The sequence below is a fragment of the Candidatus Hydrogenedentota bacterium genome (assembly GCA_016791475.1).
Lineage (GTDB): Bacteria > Hydrogenedentota > Hydrogenedentia > Hydrogenedentales > JAEUWI01 > JAEUWI01.
Map to the genome: position 1 here is coordinate 1 of JAEUWI010000003.1, position 24,546 is coordinate 24,546.

The following is a 24,546-nucleotide window of genomic DNA, read 5'->3' on the forward strand; positions in this document are numbered from 1 at the left end:
ACCCTGCGGGCCAAGGACCTGTTGCGGCCCTGGGACAAGAAACAATCCAAGAAGGGCACGGGCTTCGAGCAGCCGCTGAAGGCCCATGAACACTGGCATACGGACGTTTCCTACGTGAACATATCCGGCACTTTTTACTACTTGTGCAGCGTCCTGGACGGCTTCAGCCGCGCCATCCTGCACTGGGAAATCCGCGAGTCCATGAAGGAGGAAGAAATCCAGCTCGTGTTGCAGATGGCCAAAGAAAAGCACCCCGACGCCACGCCGCGCATCATCAGCGACAACGGCCCCCAGTTCCTCTCCCGGGACTTCAAGGAGTTCATCCGCATCAGCGGCATGACCCACGTGAAGACCTCGCCCTACTACCCCCAGTCCAACGGAAAAATAGAACGCTTCCACAAGACCCTCAAGCAGGAGTGTATCCGACCCAAGACGCCATTGACCCTGGAGGACGCACAGCGCGTCGTCGGCCATTACATCACCGAATACAACACCGTGCGGCTGCACAGCGCCATCGGCTATGTGACACCCCAGGACATGCTCGACGGGAAGCAGGCCGAGATCCACGCCGAGCGCGACCGCAAGCTCGAAGCGGCCCGCGAAGAGCGCCGCAAAAGAAGACAGTTGAATCAGGAAGCCCAAGTCGCCTAACGTGGCGATGCCGGGCGAAACGGAAGGCGGCGCTGCGGGAGCGCAACCGCCCGAGGGATACCCCGGCCAGGCTCATCGGACGATGAGAGAGCGTGGCGCGCAAGCCGTGTCACGCCCGCCAGCACCTTCATCGGACGATAGACCTGCCATACCTAAAAAACTCACGCCCGAAGGGCGGTTAAAGATGCTGAGTGCAACTGACCGCACTCACTAAGAAATACAGGCATCACTCCGATTCAGGCTGAGACAACACAGCAGGACAGTCCCCCTCGACGGGACAGTCCCGCGATTTTCAAAGCGGAAGGACGGTCCCGCACATTGGGGTGGGACTTGCTCCATCGAGCAAATCTTGATTGCCCAATGACTCACCCCACTGTGAGTGCCCTTGCGTGCAGGACAGTCCCCCTCGAAAAAGAATCGCCCCGAAGTCCTTCGGGGCGATTCGTGTGTCCGTCTGATGAGCGACTATTTCAACTGCTGAATCTTCATTTCCTTGGCCAGCGTAACACCCTCGGCCAGATTGGAGGCCGTGCCGATGGCGTAGTCCTCTTCCACCGTGGTGAGGGTCAGCTTGCCCACGGGTTTCTGACGGTGTGCGATAACCTTGCCGCCTACCTCAATCGGGGCGCCATCCTGCAGGATTTTGAACTCCAGGCCCTCTTTCGCGCCATGTTTTTTGCCCAGGTTAATGATTACCGCATCGTTCGCGGCGGCATCGGCAATCAGACCCTGCAGCGGCTCGGTGGAGGCGAGCTTCTCGGTCAGGGCGTTCACCACCGCGGCCACCGTCTCGGTGGGCCTGGAATCGTCGATCTTCTGGGAGGCCTGGAAAAAGATACCCGTGGTCTCGGAGTCGATCAGGCGAAGATAAAGCATCGTGTCCGCGCCCACCTGCGCAAAGTCGATGAACCCAAGGTGTCCTGCGGAGAGCACCTGACCCAGACGACGCTGGGTGTCGCCGCTGGCGAGTTCCGAGCTGCCCAGGTTCAATTCCTGGAGGAGCTTGTCGAGCATGACGCGTTCAACCACTTGGATGCCGTTCTTGCCCTGGGCCTGCACTTCGATTTCGCGCTGGAGGACCATGTCCGTGCCGGCGCGATCAAAAACTATCTTGCCCTTGGTCTCTCCGGGCAGGAAGGCCAGCACCACGGGGCGGGACGTCCAGTCATCCGCCGGTTCCGCTTCTCCCTTGGCCTTGAGCTCTTCGTAGCGCTTGCTCAGGTCCGTGATGAGGCTCTTGATGAGCTCGCCCTTCTTGATGTCGTTGGCTTCTTCAAGTTCCGTCCTGACCTGTTGGAGCATCAGATTGGTCATCTCGTCGGGACGGATGGCGGAGGCCTTTTCCAGCGTTTCCTTGGCCAGCGCCAAGTCGTTTTCGCCGCCGCGTTCGCGATAGGCCGCACCTTCGTTGCTGAGGGCTTCCACGTTGTATTGGTCCAGCGACTGGGCTTTGGCGTATTGCTCCACAGCCTTGTCGATATCGCCATTGGCCTGGGCCAGACGCCCCTGGGCATTGACGGCTTCCGACTTCTGCCATTCGGGGATTTCCGCGCTGGCCGCCGCCGCGAGGCTGGTTTCGGCCTGCTCCAACTGGCCCGACTTGATGAGGGCCTCGCCTTTCACCGCCTGGGCGTAGCCATCGTCACCGGCCTTGTCCGCGGCGGCGATGGCGCCTTCGAGGTCGCCCCGCTCCAGAGCCACCTTCGCCAGACCGGCATCCGCGCCGATTTCGCCGAATTCCTTCTCGGCTTCGTCCAGCTTGCCCTCGGCCACGAGAATGTGGCCGTTCAATTCCTTAACCTCCTTCGCGTCTTCACCGTTTTCCAGCGCAGACGCAACTACGGCCGAGGCCTTGTCCGTCTTACGTTGCTGGAAGAGATTCTCGGCGACTTGCTTGAGGATGTTGGCCTGTTCCGTACCCGCGCCACGCAGCACCCGCTCAATTTTGCGCTCGGGCGTGTGGACAAAGAGGGTCAGGGGGAGTTGGTTGACGTTCTTGTACCACTCGGCCGTCTTGACCTGTTCATCGGCCAGGAGGAAATACTGGATCTTGAGGCCGTCGGCGAAGGCCTGAAGGGCCGCCTTGTCGGATTCCATCCCCAGTGCGATGATGGAGAGCGCATCGCTGTTGTATAGACGTTTCAGGGCCTGAAGCTTGGCGGCGATGGCCTTGCCGTTGTCCGGCGTGAAGAAGAAGAGGATGACCAGATCGGGATTCTTTTCGAGAATCTCGTTCAGGTTCACCGATTTTCCAAAGATGTCCTGGGCCTGAATTTCCGGGACCGGGTCGCCTTCAAAGAAGTCCGCCCGGCTGGACATACTGCACAGTGAAAAGCCCAACACCAGACCGAAATGCAAAACACGTTTGCTGATATTCATGGATCTCTCCCCAACCTCCTACATTTCAATGGTTTATCGACACACACCACCTATATGGGTGAATTCTACCACCAAGCGGGCTTTTTTACGAATGGACCAAGTCTCACAGAGTCGAGACGGGACCGAAAATGATTGGCACATTCGCCGTGGCTTCGGGGGTGCTCGCCGGCTCGATCTCGTCCGTAAAGCTTTCGCCTTCGGAACCCGGCTGGGCGGGGTCCGTTATTGTCACCCGATAACTCATGGCGCCGACCTTGCGTTCGGCGGGAATTTCGATAAGGTCGCCCGCACTCCAAGCGGGAGCGCTGGCGAGAACATTGCCGGCCGAGTCCAACAACTCAATGGCGATTGTGCCGGATACTTCGCTGAGTTTTCCTGCCAGATCGTCAAGGGTAGCTTCTTTCTGCATGAAGCGCTTGTAATCGTCTTCTGTATTCGCGCGATAGATCTCGAAGATCGCCGCCGTGTAATAGCGGTCTGAAGATGCGGTGGACGCCCCATTCTTGGAGTCCGGCGGGGGCGTTTTCGTCGGCGTCTCAGTCTTTTCCCCTCCGGACATCATGATCCCGCCAATAATCACCACCAGCGCCACCGCGATACCGCCGCCGATAAGAAGGCCTTTATTGGGTCCCGCGGAAGGCGTCGGAGCGGATTGAATCTGGGCGGGCGCAAGTCCGGGCACGGTTGCGCCAACGTCAACTGCGGAGGCCGGTGGCGGGCCCGCGACAGTCGCTTCGGGTCCGGGCGAACCGCCAGGCACGGTTGCGTCCGGCCCCGGACCGGCGATGGTCGTTTCCTGACTCGCGGGTCGCGAGCCGACGACCGTAGACTTAAAGTCCTCCGATGCGGGCTGGCTGATCATGGTTGCCTGCACCGGTGCTGCGGGTGCCGGGGCCGCCATGGTGGAAGAGAGGGCGACACTCGCGCCGGGATCGAGGATGGCCGGATTTGGGTTTTCCTTCAGGCTTTCGCGCAGGGCGGCGGCCATTTCATTGCCCGTCTTGAAGCGGCTGGCAGGGCGCTTACTCAAGGCTTTCATGATAACGCCGGCCAAGGCATCGGGGATGGCGAAGTTTAATTCGGTGGGGGAGACGGGATCGATCTTGATGACCCGGTGCATGACGGTGCTCAGGGCCTCGCCGCCAAAGGGCTTTTCGCCGGTGGTCAACTCATAGAGGATGTTGCCCACGGAGAACAGATCCGAGCGGCCATCCAGCTTTTGCCCCATGAACTGCTCCGGGCTCATGTAGTGGGGCGTGCCGATGAGGGCGCCGTCCTGCGTAAGGTTGGAATCACTCACGTGGGCGATGCCGAAGTCCGCCACTTTGAGGGGCTTGTCTTTCGGCATGAGGATGTTGGCGGGCTTGATGTCTCGGTGGACGACGCCGTGCTCGTGGGCCACGTGGAGGGCCTCGCAGATGTTCGCGCCGATCTCCACGATTTCTTCCATACCCAGCCGCTTGCGCGAATCGACGATATCCGCCAGGTCGCCCCCTTCGAGGTACTCCATGGCGATGTAGGCCATTCCGTCCTCTTCGGCGGCGTCGTAGATCGTGATGATATTCGGGTGGTTCAAGGCGCCGGCGGCCTTTGCCTCGCGGAGGAAGCGCTCCATCATCTCGTCGGCCATGCCCGAGGCTTCCACCACCTCGCGACGCGCGGTCTTGATGGCCACGCGCCGTCCGATGTTGGGATCTTTCCCCTCATAGACGACGCCCATGGCGCCTTTGCCCAGTTCACGGATAACTTCATAGCGCCCCAGCTTGGCGGGCATTTTCGGATCGGCCACGATAAAATCCTTGGTTGATAATTGCGGTATGTTTAACTATTCAGCCGTGGAGGCTAAAGATTCCAACCACGAATGGACACGAACTTACACGAATTAAGATGGGAAATCGACGCCGATTATGACAAATCAAAACTTTGTTTTAACCTCAAAGGACTCAAAGTGAAGGACAATAGGTCCACTTTTTCGCCTTGTGCCTTCATGGGTTCAACGATCTGATTTCTATCTTCAAATTGAATTGCGGGTTTGCGAAGAAGTCGATTCTAAAATCAGAAACCTGGTTTCTTATTCGTGTGGATTCGTGTTCATTCGTGGTTCAAGTTTTTGAGGCTGTCACGGCATCTTCAATTTCGCTATCCAGGCGCGCACGTTTTCCGCGTCGTTCGCGGTGGGGGCGAGGGCGAGGTACGCCTCGAAGTGCTTGATCGCTTCGGCGCTCTTATCCGCCGCCGCCAGGGTCAGGGCGAGGTTGTAGTGTGCGCTCGGCGCGTCGGGGTTGATGCGCAGGCTCTCCGAGAAATGGCCGATGGCCTCTTCGTTACGGCCCGCCCGCCGACAGGCCTCGCCCAGATCGTTGTGGCTTTGGGCCTCGTCTGGCGCGATCTTCCGGGCCTCGTCAAAGATTGTCACGGCTTTGTCGTAGTCCTTTTCGCGCAGGTAGAGCCGACCGAGGTTTCTCTTGACCTCCAGCCCTTCGGGCCGCAGGGCGGCGGCGCGCAGGTAGCTTTCAATCGCCTTGTCCGTTGCTCCCGCGCGGGCCTCGGCCGCGGCCAGGTTGAAGGTGGCTTCATAAAAAGTCGGCAAAAGTTTCTCGGCAAGGCGGTAGGCCTCAATTTTCTCTTCCAGGGTCTGGGCCCCGACACCTCGGTTATAGGCCTCGATGGCGCGGCGTTCGGACTCGCTGGCGCCGTCGGCGGGCACGAGGCGCGATTCCGTCGGGTCGGGAGCGGCCATTTTTGCGCCGCGCAAGCCGTGGGCGTCCAACAGGGGGAAGGCGTTGTTGATTCTATTCACAATTGTGAAGTCGATGTCGTTGAAACCGCCGCTGATGAGGCCGATGAGTTGGCCCTCCCTATCAAAGACGGGGCCGCCGCTGGAGCCGTGGGTCGCGGTGAGGGCAACCTGGATGACCGCATAGCCGTCAAAGGTTCGATTCGGATTAGCGACTGTTCCCGTGACGGTAGAGAATTCCAGATTCATAGGCGCGGCGATGGATACGAGGGGCGCGCCGCTCTTGAGCACTTCGGCATCGCCCAGAATGGCATGTGCCGGCAGGGGGGCGGCCGCCTTGAAAAGAGCGAACTCGACCTCGGGTCGGGACTCCACCAGTTCCAGCGGAACTTTCGTGCCGTCGGCCAGGCGTCCAACAAAATCCTTCACGCCTTCGGCCTGATGCGCCGTTGCGAGGACGTAGCCATCGGGGTGGATAGCGCAGCCGCTACCCTGTACCTCCGCGCCATTGTCGATTCGCTTACCCTGGATTACCAGCACCGTGGCCATGTTCCGGCTCGCCACGGCTTCCACATCGACGGGTTGTGCGCCGGTCCACGGCGCGCAGACCAGGCAGAAGGGCACCAGCGCCCTGACAAAATAGTTCATGGGTATTCCTCGTCCCTTATTCCCGAACCTAATAATAGGGCGGACTCGCTGTGCAGTCAATTTTTCACGTCGATGTGTACACATCGTTTTTCGATCCGGTACGTCACTGTGTTAGGATGGAACCGCGACGCGTTCCGGCAGGAGTTTACAACGTGAAAAAGTTATTGGTGATAGCGCTGGCCCTTCTGGCCGCCCTGCCCGAGGGGGCAAGGGCCCAGGGAATGATGTCCGATCTCCTTCTTGGAAAACTCGTAAATCCGGAGGTCGGCGCCTACGCCTGGTATTCTCTCAAAGACCAGGCAAGCGGCCAGGAGTATTTTCTCCGCCAGGCCATCGTGGGCACGGAGAAAATCAAGCGCAAGGAGGCGTGGTGGCTGGAGACGGAACTGGTGCCGAAGGTGGGCTTCTCTTCCGTCTATAAGATGCTCCTGACCGGGCCGGCGAGCGAGCCCGACAATGTGAAGCGCCTCCTGGTTCGCGAAGGCAACGGCGCGGTGCAGGAAATCACCATGGAAAACGGCGGTGACTGGGAAGACGATGCCGACATTCCACGCGAATCCGCGGGTATCGAAACGATTACCCTGCCTTCCGGTGAGATTCAGGCGGAGCACTACATCGTAAAGGACGGCGAGCCCCCCACGGAAATCTGGATCAGCGAACAGGTACCCCCGATGGGACTGGTCAAGATGAAGAATTCCGAAGGAGAACTGGTACTCCAGCGCTTTGGCAACGGGGGGAAGGACGGTCAGACCGCCATTCCCACGGAGACGGTTCAATCTGGAGAGACGGGAGAAGCGGACGAGGTGTCGGAAGCGCCGACGTCGGAAAGTCCCGATTCTGACACGGCGGATAAGGAACCCGAAGCCCCCAAAGAGAAGAAGAAATCGAATATTTCCATTCGGAAGCGGGCACGATGAGCGCCCGCACTTTCGTCGCCCCTGTGCTGGTGGGCCTCGCCCTCGTTTTATTCTCCGGTTGCCAGACCACCGATTCCTCCGATGCCGAAGCGGTTTCCCCCTCGGCGAAAATCGTGTTCACCCCCCGCGTTCACCGGGTTGTGATTCAGGCGGGCGAGGGGCGCTACCCGAACCTGTTCACGACGGCCTCCTATGCAGTGTGGGGCAGGGAAGGGCATGCCTCCGCGCCCATGACGCCTCCGGTAGCCACAGATGCCGCACAAGGGGATACCGCCACGGAAGCGGTGATGGATGCCAATCTGGAAAGCGTTCCTCCGCAACCGGAAGTGGAGGCGTCCCGAGCGGGCGGATTGACCATCGAGTGTCACCTGGAGTCGGAGTTTCCGGATCGCAGTATCGCCTATGACGCGGTTGGGCTGCGCGGAATGACGATCCTGTTGAAACTGCCCGACGGGCGCGAGTTGCAGCCCGCCCAGAAGACCCTTGGTTCGGAACTGGAAGAGGTCCCGATCGGGGCCTTGCGACGCTATGGACGAAAGCTGACCCTCTATTTCTCGGAAGGCCAGTTCATGGTGGAGAATCCCGCCGTCAATCCGAAGGCCGTCGGCGTTCAACTCCGAATTGTGGGGCTGGAATCTCAGTTCCTCTTCGACTGGCCCGCCACGCCGGACTTCCTGGCGACACCGAAGCCGCGACCGGACCAGAAAGCGGCCAAGTTCGTTCGCAAGCACCTGCCAGAGGCGCGTTCAGCCGTCGCTCGGACCTCCCACACCTTTGACTAAGCCCCGCGAGGGCCTTCTTTCGTGAAAGCCGCCATCAAATTCATCATGACCCTGACGGGGTTGTTACTCATCGCCATCAATATTGGCACGGTCCTGCTGCTGACTCAGTTCGAGGGCCTGCTTCGCCAGGGCATCACCCGACAGGCGGGGCAGATTCTGGGCTCGGAGGTTCATCTGGAAGGCGTGCGGATCGACTGGTCGCGCCAGGCCATAGAATTCAAGGGCATTTCCGTTTTCAATCCCGAAGGATTCAGCGACCGCGAGGCCTTCCGGTTGGAATCCGCCTGGGTCTATCCCCAGTGGCTGGCCATATTTTCGAAAACACCCGTAATCGATCAGGTGCGAATAGGTGAAGCACAGCTTCAGCTCCAGTATGACGAGGCAAAGGGCACCAACCTGGGGGCGATGATGGAGCGCGCCAGGGACTGGGCCGATCAGCAGACCCGTGGCGAGGCCTGGGTGCTCGGGCGGCCTGTAAATATCCGGAAGATCATTTGTGACGCGGCTGAGATCAAGGCGGAGAGTGTGTCGCCGCCCCAACCGCCGATCGCCCTCACCATGAACGCCTTTACCGTGGAGAACCCGGCGGGCGAGGAGGCGGTCAGCGGGGCGCGGGCGATTCATCTGGTGCTGCAGGGAATGGCGCGGCAACTGGGCTCGCTGGATGGACTCTTCAGCTTCGTTCGCGAGACCGTAAGTGCCGAAGCAAGCCCGCCGCCGGAAGCGGTCGCGCCTTGACCAACGTCAGGCCCCTTGTTATCATCCACCGGCGTCGGCCCCCGCATCGGGGATCGAATGTGTCGCAAAAACCCTGTTTCGCGCGCGGGTGCCGTCGAATCAACGAGCTGGAGGTCCCTGAACCGTGGCCCAGGTTACCCTGACCAACGTACAGAAGTTCTATCCCGGCGGTATTCCCGCCGTGAAGAACGCGAATCTGGTCATCAACGACAAGGAGTTTGTCGTGCTGGTCGGTCCCTCGGGCTGTGGGAAATCCACGACGCTGCGCATGATCGCCGGCCTGGAGGAAATCTCGGGTGGTGAAATTCGCATCGATGGCTGCGTCGTAAACGACGTGCCCCCGAAAGATCGGGACATTGCGATGGTCTTTCAGAACTACGCCCTCTACCCCCACAAGAACGTGTACAAAAACATGTCCTTTGGGCTGGAAATGCGGCGCTACCCCAAGGACGAGATTGACCGGCGCGTCCGCGATGCCGCCGAGATTCTGGGGATTACCGACCTGCTCCAGCGTCGGCCCAAGGCTTTGAGTGGCGGGCAGCGGCAGCGCGTCGCCGTGGGCCGGGCCATCGTTCGTAAGCCGAAAGTCTTCCTGTTCGACGAGCCTCTTTCCAACCTGGACGCGAAACTCCGGGTGCAGATGCGCGCGGAAATCTCCAAGCTCCACCGGCGGCTCCAGTCCACCATGATTTACGTGACCCACGACCAGGTTGAGGCCATGACCATGGGCGACCGGATCGTGGTGATGCTCGATGGCGTTATACAGCAGGTTGACGCGCCGCTGGATCTCTATCATCGCCCGGCCAACAAATTCGTGGCCACTTTCATCGGCAGCCCTCCGATGAACATACTAGAAGGCGGGATCGACAGCCACGGGCACGGCCTGGCGTTTCATACTTCAGGAAACACCTTCGTGCTCCCGCTGCCGTCGGAGTACCACGGGGCATTAACCCCCTTCAAGGGTAAGGAAGTATATCTGGGGATTCGCCCGGAAGACCTTCAGGATGCCTCGGAAAGCGCAGTGGAACCGGGGGAAATGCTGGAAGCGCTGGTGGAGGTGGTGGAGCCCATGGGTTCGGAAATATACGTCTACCTGAGCCTTGCGGGTCAGCCGATCGCGGCGCGCGTCCACGCGCTGGCCCAGCCGGAAGTGGGGCACCCCTACGCCCTCCGTATCAACACCGCCGCCCTCCATTTCTTCGACCGAGCGAGCGAAGAGGCCATCCGCTAGCCGGGGCCTCGGGTTTTCTGTGGATTCAGGTGCGAAATATCGCCCGCCCCGATTGCATTAACCTCGCAAGCGGCCTTGCCGCATAGGGTTAGGATGCCGGAGAATTTCACGCTGCTTGCACATTGGCGTGGGGCATGGCATAATCGTACGGATAAACTATTAACACTTTTAAGAATCTGCCGTAAACACAAGAAGGGCAGCGTCGTTATAGATTTTGTTGCGGGGATTGCTGATTCCATGGCCGGATGCCCTGGAGAACGGAGTGAAGATGAAAATAAATCGATTCCTCAAAGATGAGCGCGGCGTGACGCTGATAGAAATAACACTTGCGGTGGCTATTTTCGCAGGTGTCATCGCCGTGACCGCCCAGTCCCTCATGTCTTTCTACGTCAGCATCGACATCCAGGAACAGCGCATGGAAGGCGTCCGCGCCTGCCAGAGCGTGATGGATGGCCTTCGGGAGAAACGGGTTGAGTATAAAGACAATTTCCCGGAAGGGCTTCTGACCTGGATCGAGACCAACAATGACAGCTCCTGGGCGGCGTTCAAAGCGGACAACAGCGAGCATGTGGAACTTGCGGATCAGACTATCGAAGTGACCTGCTTCAATGACGCAGGCGAAACGGCGGATGGGGACGACAACCCCATCGTGGTTCACGTAACCACGAACTGGACCGATCGTAAGGGTCGTCCGCTGGCGGCTACGCTTGTGAGCATGTTGACCAATGAATAAGGAGACAGCTTCCATGAAAAACAGCGGACACACCATGGTCGAAATAATGGTCTCGATGGGCATCCTCTCCGTCGTCTCCCTCCTCGGCTTTATCGTACTTCAATCTTCCACCACTTCGGCCCAGTTGGCCAACGCCAAGGTGGAGGTTCAGAATAACCTTCGGGATACCGTCTCCGTATTGAGCAGCGAGCTTCGCGAAGGGGTAACGGAAATTACGACCGAGAAGACGGGCGCGCCCGAGGGCCTGTTTCCCGTTGCCATCAGCGATGAAGGCCGTTCGATTACTTTCCAAGTTCCACAACCCGTCTCGGGCGAGGCGATTTTTGCTTACTCCACGCCCATCACATTCTCCCTGGAGAATGAAGATGCCAATGAGAACGGTCTGCTGGATCCCGATGAGGACACGAACGGCGACGGTACGTTGACGCGTCGCATGGTGCGTTCGCAGGACGGGGCCACGGTGCCCGTGGCGAGCGCCTCGACCATCGAATTTGTGAATTTTACGCTGCTGGCCAACCAGGCTGCGGACGTTGAAGATATGACTACCGTGCAAATTACCTTGCGTGGCAGCAAGCGATACGGAGCAGGTGAAGGCAAACCGCTTCTCGCCGAGACAACATCCAATATTCGCCTCGTCAATTAAGAAAGGAGGGGACCTATGGATCATAGCCACCTTAAAAGAACAAATCAGGACGGTATAGCACTCGTATTCGCCATGCTCGCCATCATCGTCATTCTGGGCTCGATGGGTCTGGTCATGACGGGTGTACAGCGCGCCAAGAAAGAAACCGACCTCGCCTACAACAATGTGTTGTTGGAAGAAGCGGCCCAGGCGGGCATTGACCTGGCTGTAGAGCAGCTATGGAACGATTACAAAGTAAGCAGCGGCAACACGACCGGCAACGTTGCCTCGTACAAGTACTACCTGAACAACACCGCCGAGATCCCCATCAACGAAGATTTGAACTTCAACGGCAGCAAAGATGTCGGTGAAGAGGGCAACGGTGACGGTACCTTCGACACGCTGCCCTCGGGTGTCGGCCAGTATGGCAAGGCCATCATAACCGAACCCATCGATTTCAAGAAGCCGGGTACGGAAACCGTGCTGGCTACTATAGAGAACGTAACGGTTTCCCGCTACGACACGGTCTATGAATCGCGGCTTACCGTCCGCTCCTCGGCGACGATCGACGGCACGTCCAAGACGGCGGTGCAGGTGCTGCGCATTGGCGGTTCGCCCTTCGATCACGGCCAGTTCGCCATTCTTGCCAATAACATCAGTTGCATCCTCTGTCACGCGGAAATCCGCTCCCTCGAACTCGAGCGCAACACGGATTCCAGCCTCTACGGCACCTTTGACCGGGTCAAGGTAGCGGCGCTGGAGTCCCTCCTCGTCCGCACGGGTTCCGAGCCCGATTCCCGTGTAGCCGGTTCCGTGTACACTCGCGGCCGGGTTTATCAGCCCAACGGCAGCGAGTATACCGCCGCCGGCCTGGCTTCCACCGGCTTTGACGCCTATTCCTTCAGCAGCGAAGACGGAAAGATTACCCAGAGCGCCACGGGCGGCATGACTACGACCAATCTGGCCAATGCCGCGAAGAACGGTGACGGGGAGTTGCTCCAGTTCGCTAACCTCTACATGGAATACCCCGAAGAGGCGGAGGCGCAGACCGACGGCCCCCTTCCCGGTACTTTCCCGGCGCCCTATCCCGATGAAGATGGTGACCGCGTGGTGGATGACTCCGAGTTTGAAGTTATCGTCAACACCGCCAACGGCAGTATTGACTTCGAGTTGGGCGTGGAAGACCCGAGCGGCGCCATCACCAATGGTGTTGCCTACGGCATACCCGACGGCGGCATTTATACCGGTACGACGCTTCCGGAGTCTTCCAATTCGGCGCTGTCTTCGCTGTCCACCGACGGGTACTACGACGGTAACCTCATCCTGGTGGGCACGGAAGACGACCCCATCAAGATACAGAATACCGTTGCCATTGACGGTGACCTGGTGATCAAGGGACCAGTTGAAGGCGAAGGAAAGCTCCTCGTTCGCGGCAATACCTATGTCATCGGTGACGTTACCTACAAGGACGCCCCCGGCGAATTTGGCGTAAACGAATCCGGCGAAACGAACGCCTTCGCGTTGGTATCGGGCGGAAGCGTCATGATGGGCGACTACACCACGATTCGTGGCGTCAACCATACTTCCTATAACAACGACAAGTACCCGACCTGGAGCCAGTACAGCATCCACACGCGGGACAAGAACCGGACCAACAACGTAAATCGCCTTGGTTCCAATCAGACGCTGAAGTGGGGCTATTTTGACCCCTACTCGACGGATCCCAACCAGAAGGTTACCGGAACGCCCGGCAATCAGTTCAGCTTCACCATGTCAGAGCTTCAGTTGTTCAACCAGCTCGAACTGGAAAAGGCCGTGGCCGACAACACCTACACGCCGCGATTCTATGGTCTTCGCGAAAGCCAGCCGAACAACATCTGGCTGTACGACGCGGCCGACGAGCACGCGGTGCACTATAACGACTCGGGCGTGAAGAAACTGAGCGACTATCTGGTTGCGAAGGGTTACCCCCTTGATATTCTGAGTCGTGCGGCCTATCACTACCTGAATCCGGACGGCAACTGGATGTCGGAAGATCAGTTGCGCCAGTTCTGGTACGACGATGAAATGTCCCGCCCGAGCAGCGGACGCGACTTCAAGTTCGACGGCTTGCTGTACAGCAACAACTCGATCTTCAATATCGTCCGCAGCATGGAGCGGCACTACTCGAACTCGAAAGGCAAGATGACGATCCGGGGCGGCGTGATTGCGGCCGATCTGGGTATGTTCGTGCCCGGTGGTCTCAAGCTGCACTACGATCCGCGCGTGGAGCGTTTCCTGAATGTGGCGGATACGGAACAGGTGGTTTTCGCCCGCGCGGCCTTCTACTTCGATCGCGGGTGAGCCGCACGATGACCGAATTAAAATCGATGCTGGAGAAAGTGCACATGAAATCTCGATGGCAACACGTCCTGCTGGCCGTTGCCTTGTTGGCGGCCACCGCGGGCGCCGATACGGTCTACCTGAAGAATGGTGTCGAGTTCGACGGCGTCGTGACGCCCGTTCCCGATAATCCGGATGTCTTCAAGGTGACGGCGGGCGAGCGGAGCCTCGTCTATCGCGCGGAAGAAATCGACCGCGTGGAGAAGAACGAAAAGACCGGAAAGTTGAGCAAGGAGGAGATCCTGGCCAATTGGGAAGAGCAGAATCGGATCCTCACGGAGGAAACGGGCCTTACCGCGGAACAGCGCAACCTCGTCATGGGGCTGATGTTCGAGTTGAAGACCGACAACGTTTCCAAGCGGGTGGCGGTGCGCGAGAAACTGATCGGGCTTCAGAAGGAGTTCGACGCCTACAGTTTTCTTGCGAATCAGCTCCCCGGCGTATCGATTCTTATCGGTCCCAATCTGCTCGAAGCACTGGCCTATATGGACAGTTCGCGGGCGCTGGAACTCCTCCAGGCCGGCGCGCAAAATAATTATTTTGGCACGCGGGTCATGGCGATTGAGTTGCTTGGCCGCCTCGGTCATACGGGCAGCAAAGATCTCATTGTCCGCGGCCTGGCCGACCACAAACAGGAAGTGCAGATCAGCGCGATTTACGTGCTGGCGGGTATGGGGGCGCGGGAAGTGACCCCGGCGCTCATCAGCCTGCTGCCGAACCCGGACGAGCGCGTTTCAAATGCGAGCCGTGAGGCATTGCTGGCGCTCTGGGCGAACGCTCTTCCCGATCCGAAGCCGGGCACGGTGGACGAGTGGACCGCCTTCTGGAACGCCCAGGAGAAGTCGGGAACGCCTGTGCAGCTCGCGGATCTTAAGGCGCTCAGCAATCCCGAAGAAGAGATCGTAAGCAGTATCGATACCAATCACGGGGTGGGCTCCGGCGCCGAGACGACGGTCGCCTCGGAAGGCTGACAGACAGAAACCCCTTGAATGCGAAGTATCGAAGCCGGCTGCCTCTGAGAGGTGGTCGGCTTCTTTATTAACCGCACCGAGCCGATCTCTCCCCGATACCGGGCTTGGGGATTGGTGGGCGAAGAGACTATAATGGGGCCAAACTCAGGAGCGATTGCCATGTCGGGAATTTCAGTTTTGCTTTGTGTCGCGGCCCTTGCCGCGCCGGTGTCGGTCGATGTGACCAAGCCTCCGGCGCGTAATATTTCCGAGTATAACCTGTTTAAAGACGGCGCCCGCCAGATTCCCAATGATGGTGTTCTGCCTTACGACTTGAATACACCGCTCTATTCGGATTATGCGACCAAGCACCGCTTCATCTGGCTCCCTGAAGGTACCCAGGCGGCGTATCGAGACCCGGATGTCTTCGATTTCCCCGTCGGCACGGTGATCGCGAAAACGTTCGGTTTTCTAAATGATATCCGAGACCCTTCGAAAGGGGAGCGGATCGTTGAAACGCGCCTCCTTATTCACAAGCCGGAAGGGTGGGCGGGCTTCGCCTACATCTGGAACCAGGACGCGAGCGACGCCCGGCTGGCCGTTGCGGGGGGGCGGGTGGATGTTTCGTGGACGCATTTCGACGGGGAGGTGCGCAAGCTAGATCGCTACATCATCCCCAACATGAACGAGTGCAAGCAGTGCCATGAAATCGGAGGCAAGCTACAGCCCATCGGTCCAAAAGCGCGCCACCTGAACAAGACGTACTCCTATCCCGATGGCGCCATGAATCAGCTCCTCAAGTGGCAGGCGGCGGGTTATCTGGGCGAGGCGCCCACCCCGGAAGCGGCACCCCGGGTTCCCAACGCCGACGACCCCGCCAGCGGCACCCTGAACGAGCGGGCGCGGGCCTATCTGGATATCAACTGCGCCCATTGCCACAACCCCTCGGGGCCCGCGCACATGTCCGGGCTGGATCTGTCCTACAATCAGCGAGACGCCGGAAAATACGGTGTGTTCAAGAGCCCTATTGCTGCGGGCCGCGGTTCCGGCGGCTACAAGTTCGGCATCGAGCCGGGACACCCCGAGGTGTCCATTCTGATGCACAGACTGGAGAGCACCGAGCCCGGCGTTATGATGCCGCCCCTTCCCAAACGAATGATCCACGATGAGGGAGTGGCCTTGCTGCGGGAATGGATCCTCGCCATGCAGGCCAGGGTGACCGAAGGGAACTTAGTGGAGTTGGTGGAGTAGAAGTAGGATTTGCGTCTGATGTTGTCGCAGGTAACTGCAGCGGGCTGTTAGGCGTCTACGGTCGCAGCAGGGACTTTCGCAGCAGTTTAGACGCGTCTGACACGTCGCCGGCCTTCATGCGATAGATACTGAGTACGTAACCCTCTTCAATCTCTTCACCAACGTCGAGAGTTCCGAAGACGGCCACGGGCGATTCGGGTTGGTAGGCGACTTTCAAGGCGGGGGATGCCTCCACGAGAACCCACTCGTTTATTTCGGGGGAAACGCCGTAGCAGCAGAAGGACTGATTCTGCGTGATGGCGAAGCTGGTAATGCTTCCATCCTCGGCAAGTTCAAAAGGCACCATGAATCCCACGACCACCGCCTGCTGGCCGCTCAGCGCGCGAATTGGCGCGGGAATCTGATCACCCAGCAGGGCTGACGGGTTTTCCGCTCTTTGAAGTGTCTCGGGATCCGGATGTTTGTATGTGAAGGATGCTAGTCCACGAAAGGTGAGCTTGAAATACTTCCCGTCGGTCGTTTTCTCAAAATTGAGCGAGCCACCTTTCTCTGCAAGCTTCGTCTCCGATTCCTGTAAGGCTTCAAAGTCGGCTTGAGGTATGTTGCGGCTGCCCGGCGCGACCGACGGCGTATCGATTCTCCGGCCGGCCCGGGGCGCCGGGGCGTCGATGGGTGCGCCGCGTGGGGGAGGAGGCGTTGCCGTCGGGGTCTCCTCGGTACCCGCATAGGCGACATCCGCAAGGGGGAATAGCGCTTCTTCGGCCACCTGTGGGTGACGTCCAATCTCCCCGGGGGCATTCTGGTCACTCAATCCTCCCCCCATAATCATGCCCAGCAGTGCGGCCACTAGAACGATCAGTCCCGCCAGTTCCTTGGGTCTTCTCATGTTCAAGTTACCTTTCCAATTGGCCCCGGCTTAATCCGCGGTATTGTTACTCGTTCCCGTCCGGGAAGTTGAATTCGGTCTCGTTGATCGATGTGCCCCTGAAACTCAACGGGCCTATTCGACCCTGAAAGCGCTGAAGGTTTTTCAGGCGTTCGTCCGTAACCGAAAACTGGGAGGTGTCCCCCGACGTTTCACCGGTCAGGGCATTCTCCTGGGCTGCCACCTGCAGTTCGAACGGTGTCCCACCTTCGGGAATCACGGTCAACACTAGGTTAGGCTCTTTCATCCGGACGGGACTCTCGGCATGGCCGTCAAGGGAGTAGAGGGTCAAGCGCCCGGATGACGGGTCGAGTACCACTTCGATGTGCCCCAGGTGACCACCCAATACCAGCAGTGTGCCACCGTGCGGTGCGGTGTGATGGTGGTCATGCTCTTCCTCGTGATCATGACCAATATCATCGTGATCGGCGGGCGCAGGAGCGGGGGAGGCCGCCATCGCTTTGGCTTCAGGTCGGGCAGGTTCCGTCGCAGGGGGAACTTCTTGGGCGGGCTTGCATGCGCCGAGATGAAGGCCAATGCCCAAAGCCAGTGTCAGAGTGGCAATCCAGGGGCGCAGTGAAAGGTGGTGGCTCATCTCTTGGTCTCCAGAGTTCATTCTGATGTTGACCTTCAACGCCATCTTCGGGGCGTTCAAGTTTTTGGAAGCAGGTTGGTGGCGATATCAGTGCCATAGGCTCTGACGGCGGGAATGATTCCCGCGAAGCCGCCAACGAGCGTCATTCCCAGAGGAGTTATGACTTGTATCGGATGGGGGACCAGGGTGCGGAGAACGACACCGGTATGCTCACGGACGACCCAGGCGGCGACGGCCAGAATTACCATGTAGAGCGCGAAGCCCGCGATTGCACCAATGAAACCGATGAGACTCGACTCAAGTACGATGGCGCCGAATACGGTGGCCCGGCGCGCACCCAGTGCGCGAAGTATGGCAAACTCGCGACGCCGCTCGTTGATGGTGTTGTAAATACTGGCCGTGATCGCGGTCGCAGATACGAGCACGACGAGATAAGCCACTAGCTTCAGCACACGATTGACCCAGCCCATTTTTTCGAAGAGATCCAGCATGACGGCATCAAGGGGAAAGGCCAACGTTGCGACCTTGCCCTGCTTGTTGATGGTCTGCTCCAACTGCCAACCCGTGGCGGGGCTGGCGAGTTTGAGCAGCACTGCGCTGACTTCTTTGTGCTCATCGGGTATGGACTGCCCCGCGGCGGCCTGGTAGTCTTCGCCCGAGGCCCGAAGCACGTGGCCCTCCATGCGGAAGATCCCTTCGATAGGGATCCATATCACACGGTCCGATGGCGTGTTCGTTGGCTCAAGAATTCCGACCACCGTATACTCTTCCGGGTGTTTTGCGTTCTCGTCATAGGTGAGTCCGTGATAGGGGTTGATCGTATCGCCCGGTCTGAGGCCGGTCTGTTCGGCGACAAAGCTTCCGACCACGGCCTCGCGAAAGCCGTCGTCGAAGAAACGCCCGCCATCGCGGACCGCGTTGACCGCTCCGCTTCGAGATGGAAGATCGGTAAAGAAGGCGTGGGTCGTTCCGACGATTCGGAACCCCAAGTAGTTGTCGCCGGTCGCTACAGGTATGGCCTTCTGCACCCCAACAGTGTTATCGCGCAGAGACGTATAAAGCGTCCAGGGAATGTTGCCCGGCGAGGTCTCCAGATGAAAGACCGTGTTCAGCACCAGTTGCAGCTTGCTGCCCCGCGCCCCCAGCACCGCATCATAGCCCACATCCGGATTTGCGAAGGCCTGCCTGGACTGGGATTCTATCGCGAATACCGCCATGATGAGGCCCGAGGCGAGCGCCACAGAGATGACGGTTATCGCCGTGGAAAAGAGGTGCTGCCGGAGGCTCTTTCGTGCAATCATGAGTATGGCTCGGCTCATTCCGACTTCCTCCGCCGAAGCACTACGTTGATATCCGAAAAGGCGTGCAACTCGTCAAACTGTGCGAGTATCTCCCGATCGTGGCTCACGAGGAGCAAGGCGGCTCCCGCCTCCGCGCAGATGGTGCGGATGAGTGTCATCGCGTCCGCCGCGTTCTTTTGATCCAGGTTGCCCGTGGGCTCGTCTGCGAGCACAACCGACGGACGATTGGCGAGAGCGCGTGCCACGGCAACCCGCTGTTGCTGGCCCACCGACATTTGGCCTGGCCGATAGTGAAGGCGATCAGCCAAGCCCACGCGCTCCAGCAGGTGAAGGGCGTATTCATTGTCCACCTCACTACCGAAAAGCATGCTCATACGAACATTTTCGAGGGCAGTGTATCCCTGGAGCAGGTTGAAGGTTTGGAAGATGTAGCCGATGCGTCTGGCGCGCACCCGATCCCGGGCGGACTCTTGGAGGGCGGAAAAAATCTGGCCTTCGATCAGTACTACGCCCGTATCGGGCTGAAGAATGCCGGCAAGCATATTGAGAAACGTTGTCTTTCCGGATCCGCTGCCACCGTGGATGGCCGTATGATGACCGTGGACCAACTTGAAGGCGTCCACCCGCACGATGGGCACGCGAACACCGTCTGGCGTCCGATAGGACTTCTCCAGACCTTGCGCTTCAAGTGCGGGCTCGGGGTTCCCGTTAAGCGCGGATATTTGAGAACGTGGGGTGGACAACATGGGGACCTTCGGGCACCTCACGGGATCGGCGAAAGCTCACTTTAGTTGTATTGCACCAACTGCACCATGGCGATATTGGCCGAGACTGTCTCGACACCATGATGATACTGCGTACGCAGTATCGAATGCAAATCGTGCTTTCGGGCAGTCCTGCTCCACGAGGTACCAGGCACCAAGAGGGGGGGGGGCGATGGATGAGCCAAACCCAACTGCGCAGGCTGATACAAAAAAGAGCACGCCGGTTTACGAAAGTGGTTTGGGGTAAGAAGCTTCTCCCTCGGCCCCAGAGTTCCGCCGGCAGCATGAGCCTAACAGCAGGGATCCGTAAGGTAGATGTCGAGCCTGGTGCCGGTCGAACTGATATTGCGCCACACCGGTTCGGCTACCCAAAGTTTGGCGACATGGCTGTCAGTGCAAGCGAAGGGAACTCAGTGGAGTTGGTGGAGTAGTCGACGTATCCCGCAACGCGCCGGAGTCTCATGTGACCTGGGTCTTGCCCTCAACACCGACCCAGGAGCCCTTGGATTCCGGGAAAAACTCCCGCCACCAGGTTGCGGCCATCTCCTTTGTCCATTCGTTAACCGGATCACACTCCTCCAGCATTCGCTGCAGGGTAGCCGCGCTGTGGGGGCGATCCTGAGGCGCTTTGGCAAGGCACCGAAGAATCAGGTTCTCCAGGGTCAGATCCAGGGAACGGCCCAGCCGGACGGAGGGTGGAGACGGTGGTTCATTGACATGGCTGCGCAGGATTTCCATGGGCGATTGACCGGGGAAAACGGGCGTTCCGGTAAGCAGAAAATAGCCTACGGCCCCCACGGCGTAGAGGTCGCTTCGCGCGTCCACATTGTCCGGAGAATTCACCGCCTCAGGCGACATGTAGGCCGGGGTGCCAATCCACGAGCCCGAGGCCGTCAGGCGGCTCGCCGCAGCGGTGTCCATGGCCTTGACGACGCCAAAGTCGAGCACTTTGATCATGTCGTACAGCCCGCCCCGTGCGGAGATCATGATATTGGCGGGCTTGATGTCGCGGTGGATCAAGCCCGCGCCGTGGGCTTCGGCCAGCGAACCGCAGATCTGTTTGAGTATAGAGATGACGCGTCCCTCCGGGAGGGCGCCATAGCGGTTTACGAGGCGCTCAAGATCGACCCCTTCGAGATACTCCATGGCGTAATAGAAGATGCCCTCGGGGGTGCGACCATAGTCGTAAATCGTGATGGTGTTGGGATGGTTCAGCAGGCTGGTGAGTTTGACTTCCCGCTCGAAACGCTCGATGCTGTCGGGGGTCGTGCGTTCCACGTCCAGCAGTTTTACGGCCGTGGGCCTGCGAAGCATCTCGTGACGCGCCCGATAGACGACGCCCATGCCTCCGGCGCCAAGCTTTTCCTCCAGCGCGTACTGGCCCAGGCGCTGGGCGTCGAGAGCCGCTTTGCGCGCCTCGCGTTTCAAGCGCTCCACGAGTACGGTGAACACAAAAATGGCCACGGAGGTCAGGGCGATGAGCGCGTATAACCCCCAGAACACCTTGCGAATGAAGTACACCGGACGATAAGCCTCGGCACGGTCAACTTCGGCGACAACGCCAAATCCCGCGTCTTCCAGCCAGGTCCAGGCGCCGACACTCGGCACGCCCCGATAGTCGCGGTACCCGTCTACATTGAATCCGGACTTGCCCTCGCTTAGTGCACGCGCGGGAACGGTCAATGGCTGGTCCGGGCGACGTGTTTCAGGGCGCGTGCCCTCGGTCATATCGACCCCCGGATCTCTGAGTTCCACTGTCAAAACCGAAGAGGACAAGTCGTCGTCGGTGACCAGACCAATTTGCTTGAGTTCATCGTCGAATCGGCTCTGAGACAGCATCAGTCCGTTTCGATCCACCGCGTAGGTCTCTCCGGTCTTTCCCAATCTCGCAAGCTGGAGGATGGCGGTAAATTGCCCTTCGGGGTGCAGTCGTTCGGCGATCACGGCAATCTGCTCGCCGCTGTTATTCCGAACGGGCGCCAGGGCAAACATGGTTGGGACACCGGTTCTGAGTCGTCCCTGGGCGTCCGCGAGCATGACGATACTCTTGAAGGGGTTGGAGAGGGTTGTCTTTCCCGCCAGTGCTTCGGCGAGCCACGGAAGTGCTACATCGTAGGGCGTTTTGCCAATCAGTTCGGGTGCGTAGGAAGCGAGGACCATTCCCTGCGGATCGAAGAGAACATAGCCCGTTGACACTTTTTCATCGTTTCCCGATTCGAATCGGTTTCGAAGCTCCGACTGGGCGGGCGAATCAAGCAGGGCCGTGGGCGAATCAGGATTGGACCGGGCGATTTCGGTCAGCCGCAGAGACGAATCACGCACAACCGTGTCGGCGGCGTAGGCTTCCGCGTTCTCCTTCTGGTGTTGAATCCAGAGCTCCATAGCCGCCACATCCGCGTTCAGAACCGTGGTCAATTCACTTTGCAATTGTTCCCGAATCGGTCGCTCAATCTGTTTTCGAACCCAGGTGCCGAGGAACACGAGAAGGACCAGGGCAATCACGGGCCAGATCCAGAGTTGTTTCCTCAATAGCAGCGCGGTACTCCGAAAGGAACGGGAGATCGACTTGGAGGACAGGCCGGAACGGTGCGTCGAGGAGCCTTTGGTTGTTGGAATATTCTCAGTACCCATGCAATGCCTTAATGGTCCGTCCGCACCCTTCTTAGACACGATGTCAAGGCGTCCGGAATCTGGTTCGATACGCTTTATGGATGAGGCGGAATTCTATCAGTGTATTCCATGGGAGGGCAACGTGGCGAGGCCACGGCGCATGGCGCGAGGACCCTCTACTCAGCGTAGTGCTATTGCACTGCTGGGCCAGACGGTCGCGCCCGTTGAATTCTCGGCGGCAAATCCGGTGGATAGACCCGGACCTGACTTCTCGCCGAACTGCCGCCCAATTTCCCCGAGTTGGCGCGTTGCCAGCGCGGGCTGTTTACACCATTTTTACACCAGCCGCCCGCCTCTTTACCCCGTTTATTCGCGCCGGAAGGTACAGTCTTGTCAGCACAACCAAGGAGGTGCGTATGGACCTGATGTATCTGACACTGGCGGCGATTCTCGCCGCCTTGACCGTAGGGATGGCCGTGGCCATTGCTCGAACCACTGGGAGAAACTGAGATGGGCCTTCTGGAATGGGTGGCGGTCCTCCTGACCGCGGGGCTCTTGCTCTATCTGTCTTATGTACTGGTTTTTCCGGAGCAATTCTGATGAGTAACGGATATTTTATCTTGCTTGCGGCATTCATGCTGACGCTCTTTGGCGCAACCTTCCCCTTCGGGGCCTGGCTCGTTCGCATCGAGCGGGGCCTCCCGGGCGCCGGGCTGCTGGGGCGTTTGGAGCGCGCCGTCTATCGCCTGTGCGGTATCGACCCCGCGGAGGGCATGTCCTGGTCTCGCTATGCGATGGCGGTACTGGTGTTCAATTTCCTGGGCGTGCTCGCGGTCTATGCCTTGCAGCGGACGCAGGCCTGGCTCCCCCTGAATCCACAGGGGTTTGGCAACGTCACCGCGGACTCGGCGTTCAACACCGCGGTCAGTTTCGTCAGCAACACGAACTGGCAGGGCTATGGCGGTGAGAGCACCATGAGCTATCTTACCCAGATGGCGGGCCTGGCCGTGCAAAACTTCCTGTCGGCGGCGACGGGAATCGCGGTGGCCTTTGCGATGATTCGAGGCTTCACGCTGAAGCGCTCGGCCTCTATCGGAAACTTCTTCGTGGACGTCTACCGGATCACGGTATACATGCTGCTTCCGCTCAGCGCGATTTGCGCGTTGGTGCTGGTCAGCCAGGGTATGGTCCAGAATTTCAGCGCCTATGTGACGGTCGCGCCGCTGGACAGCGCGGCGCAGCCGGCACAGGAGCTCGCCATGGGCCCCGCAGCGTCCCAGGTTGCCATAAAGATGCTGGGGACCAACGGCGGTGGTTTCTTTAACGCCAACGCTTCGCACCCCTTCGAGAATCCCAACGCGCTCTCGAACTTTCTGCAGATGGCGCTTATCTTCCTGATTCCCGCCGGGCTGTGCCGGGCCTTTGGCCACCTTGCGGGCGACTACCGTCAGGGATGGGTGCTCTGGGGTGTCATGGCGGCGCTCTTCTTGAGTTGCGCCGTGGGCGTGGGCTATTTCGAACAGCAGGCCAACCCCGCCCTGAGTCCCGTCGGGTTGGATATGGCAGCCAGTCCGGACCAGCCGGGCGGCAACATGGAAGGCAAAGAAGCGCGATTTGGAATCTCGGCCACCTCGCTCTTTGCCACCATCACCACCAGCGCTTCCTGTGGCGCGGTAAATGGCATGCACGACTCCTTCTCACCCCTGGGAGGCCTTTTCCCCATGTGGCTGATGCAACTGGGCGAGGTGGTCTTCGGCGGCGTGGGCAGCGGGCTCTACGGCATGCTGGTATTCGCGGTTATTGCCGTTTTCATGGCGGGCCTGATGATTGGGCGCACCCCGGAGTACCTGGGCAAGAAGCTGGAGCCCTTCGAAATGAAGATGGCCGCTATGGCGGTGCTCGTGACGCCAGTCCTGGTGCTCGCGGGAACGGCCGTGGCGATTTCGGTCGAAGTCGGCCGTTCAGGCATGCTCAATCCCGGCGCCCATGGTTTCAGTGAGATTCTCTACGCCTTCAGTTCGGCCGCCAACAACAACGGCAGCGCTTTCGGCGGACTCTCGGCGAACACGCCCTTCTATAACAGCATGCTTGGCATCGCCATGTGGCTCGGTCGCTTCGCGGTCATCGTACCAGTACTCGCCCTTGCGGGCGGCCTGGCCGCAAAAGCCGAAACGGCGCGAACGGTCGGTACCCTGCCCACGGACGGCGTGCTCTTTGCCGTGATGCTGGGCGGCACGGTGCTGGCCACCGGCGCCCTTACCTATATCCCCGCGCTGGCGCTCGGCCCGGTAGCCGAGCACCTCTTGCCGCTTGCCCTCCACTAAGACAAG

General features: G+C 59.4%; 20 protein-coding genes. 12 read left to right on the top strand and 8 right to left on the bottom strand.

Features of this window, described 5'->3' with window-relative positions; genetic code table 11:
- A partial coding sequence (locus JNK74_02155; protein MBL7644969.1) for a transposase family protein occupies positions 1 to 651 on the top strand: 651 nt, incomplete at its 5' end.
- Positions 652 to 1,116: 465 nt separating this feature from the next.
- Here JNK74_02155 and JNK74_02160 read toward each other — a convergent pair.
- The 3 genes from JNK74_02160 to JNK74_02170 form a co-directional block, all read right to left on the bottom strand.
- Complete coding sequence (locus JNK74_02160; GenBank protein MBL7644970.1) at positions 1,117 to 3,030, bottom strand: redoxin domain-containing protein; 1,914 nt, start codon at positions 3,028 to 3,030, stop codon at positions 1,117 to 1,119.
- A gap of 103 nt (positions 3,031 to 3,133) precedes the next feature.
- Entirely contained in the window at positions 3,134 to 4,819 is a 1,686-nt protein-coding gene (locus JNK74_02165) for a protein kinase (protein ID MBL7644971.1), read from the bottom strand.
- Positions 4,820 to 5,149: 330 nt separating this feature from the next.
- Positions 5,150 to 6,415, bottom strand: coding sequence for a tetratricopeptide repeat protein (locus JNK74_02170; protein ID MBL7644972.1), 1,266 nt, complete (start codon positions 6,413 to 6,415; stop codon positions 5,150 to 5,152).
- 152 nt (positions 6,416 to 6,567) lie between these two features.
- Between JNK74_02170 and JNK74_02175 the strand changes: the two genes are divergently transcribed.
- From JNK74_02175 to JNK74_02215, 9 genes are all read left to right on the top strand, one after another.
- Positions 6,568 to 7,332: a hypothetical protein gene (locus JNK74_02175; protein ID MBL7644973.1), complete on the top strand. Its 765-nt coding sequence runs from the start codon at positions 6,568 to 6,570 to the stop codon at positions 7,330 to 7,332.
- Positions 7,329 to 8,114 (top strand): hypothetical protein, encoded by a 786-nt coding sequence (locus JNK74_02180; protein ID MBL7644974.1) that lies wholly within the window; start codon positions 7,329 to 7,331, stop codon positions 8,112 to 8,114. The genes JNK74_02175 and JNK74_02180 overlap by 4 nt, the downstream gene beginning before the upstream one ends.
- A gap of 21 nt (positions 8,115 to 8,135) precedes the next feature.
- Complete coding sequence (locus tag JNK74_02185) at positions 8,136 to 8,852, top strand: hypothetical protein (GenBank protein MBL7644975.1); 717 nt, start codon at positions 8,136 to 8,138, stop codon at positions 8,850 to 8,852.
- A gap of 124 nt (positions 8,853 to 8,976) precedes the next feature.
- Positions 8,977 to 10,083 (top strand): sn-glycerol-3-phosphate ABC transporter ATP-binding protein UgpC, encoded by a 1,107-nt coding sequence (ugpC, locus tag JNK74_02190; GenBank protein ID MBL7644976.1) that lies wholly within the window; start codon positions 8,977 to 8,979, stop codon positions 10,081 to 10,083.
- Positions 10,084 to 10,351: 268 nt separating this feature from the next.
- The gene (locus JNK74_02195; GenBank protein MBL7644977.1) at positions 10,352 to 10,816 is read left to right on the top strand and encodes a type II secretion system protein; all 465 of its coding nucleotides are present in this window, start codon (positions 10,352 to 10,354) and stop codon (positions 10,814 to 10,816) included.
- Positions 10,817 to 10,829: 13 nt separating this feature from the next.
- Positions 10,830 to 11,459 (top strand): type II secretion system protein, encoded by a 630-nt coding sequence (locus JNK74_02200; GenBank protein MBL7644978.1) that lies wholly within the window; start codon positions 10,830 to 10,832, stop codon positions 11,457 to 11,459.
- A 15-nt stretch (positions 11,460 to 11,474) separates the two neighbouring features.
- Complete coding sequence (locus tag JNK74_02205; protein MBL7644979.1) at positions 11,475 to 13,781, top strand: hypothetical protein; 2,307 nt, start codon at positions 11,475 to 11,477, stop codon at positions 13,779 to 13,781.
- Between the two features lie 44 nt (positions 13,782 to 13,825).
- Positions 13,826 to 14,791 carry a HEAT repeat domain-containing protein gene (locus tag JNK74_02210; protein ID MBL7644980.1) on the top strand — a complete coding sequence of 322 codons (966 nt, stop codon included), beginning with the start codon at positions 13,826 to 13,828 and terminating at the stop codon, positions 14,789 to 14,791.
- Between the two features lie 159 nt (positions 14,792 to 14,950).
- Positions 14,951 to 16,021, top strand: coding sequence for a hypothetical protein (locus tag JNK74_02215; GenBank protein ID MBL7644981.1), 1,071 nt, complete (start codon positions 14,951 to 14,953; stop codon positions 16,019 to 16,021).
- Positions 16,022 to 16,076: 55 nt separating this feature from the next.
- Here JNK74_02215 and JNK74_02220 read toward each other — a convergent pair whose 3' ends face one another.
- The 5 genes from JNK74_02220 to JNK74_02240 all read right to left on the bottom strand — a co-directional run bounded on the left by JNK74_02220 (position 16,077) and on the right by JNK74_02240 (position 22,108).
- The gene (locus tag JNK74_02220; protein MBL7644982.1) at positions 16,077 to 16,907 is read right to left on the bottom strand and encodes a DUF3299 domain-containing protein; all 831 of its coding nucleotides are present in this window, start codon (positions 16,905 to 16,907) and stop codon (positions 16,077 to 16,079) included.
- A 46-nt stretch (positions 16,908 to 16,953) separates the two neighbouring features.
- Positions 16,954 to 17,541: a hypothetical protein gene (locus JNK74_02225; GenBank protein ID MBL7644983.1), complete on the bottom strand. Its 588-nt coding sequence runs from the start codon at positions 17,539 to 17,541 to the stop codon at positions 16,954 to 16,956.
- Between the two features lie 56 nt (positions 17,542 to 17,597).
- Positions 17,598 to 18,860: an ABC transporter permease gene (locus JNK74_02230; protein MBL7644984.1), complete on the bottom strand. Its 1,263-nt coding sequence runs from the start codon at positions 18,858 to 18,860 to the stop codon at positions 17,598 to 17,600.
- Complete coding sequence (locus JNK74_02235; protein MBL7644985.1) at positions 18,857 to 19,588, bottom strand: ABC transporter ATP-binding protein; 732 nt, start codon at positions 19,586 to 19,588, stop codon at positions 18,857 to 18,859. Before JNK74_02235 ends, JNK74_02230 begins: the two co-directional genes overlap by 4 nt.
- A gap of 477 nt (positions 19,589 to 20,065) precedes the next feature.
- Positions 20,066 to 22,108, bottom strand: coding sequence for a serine/threonine protein kinase (locus JNK74_02240; protein ID MBL7644986.1), 2,043 nt, complete (start codon positions 22,106 to 22,108; stop codon positions 20,066 to 20,068).
- Positions 22,109 to 22,726: 618 nt separating this feature from the next.
- Here JNK74_02240 and JNK74_02245 point away from each other — a divergent pair.
- Positions 22,727 to 22,816 (top strand): potassium-transporting ATPase subunit F, encoded by a 90-nt coding sequence (locus JNK74_02245; GenBank protein ID MBL7644987.1) that lies wholly within the window; start codon positions 22,727 to 22,729, stop codon positions 22,814 to 22,816.
- Positions 22,816 to 24,540 carry a potassium-transporting ATPase subunit KdpA gene (kdpA, locus tag JNK74_02250; GenBank protein ID MBL7644988.1) on the top strand — a complete coding sequence of 575 codons (1,725 nt, stop codon included), beginning with the start codon at positions 22,816 to 22,818 and terminating at the stop codon, positions 24,538 to 24,540. Before JNK74_02245 ends, kdpA begins: the two co-directional genes overlap by 1 nt.
- The last annotated feature ends 6 nt before the right edge of the window (positions 24,541 to 24,546 follow it).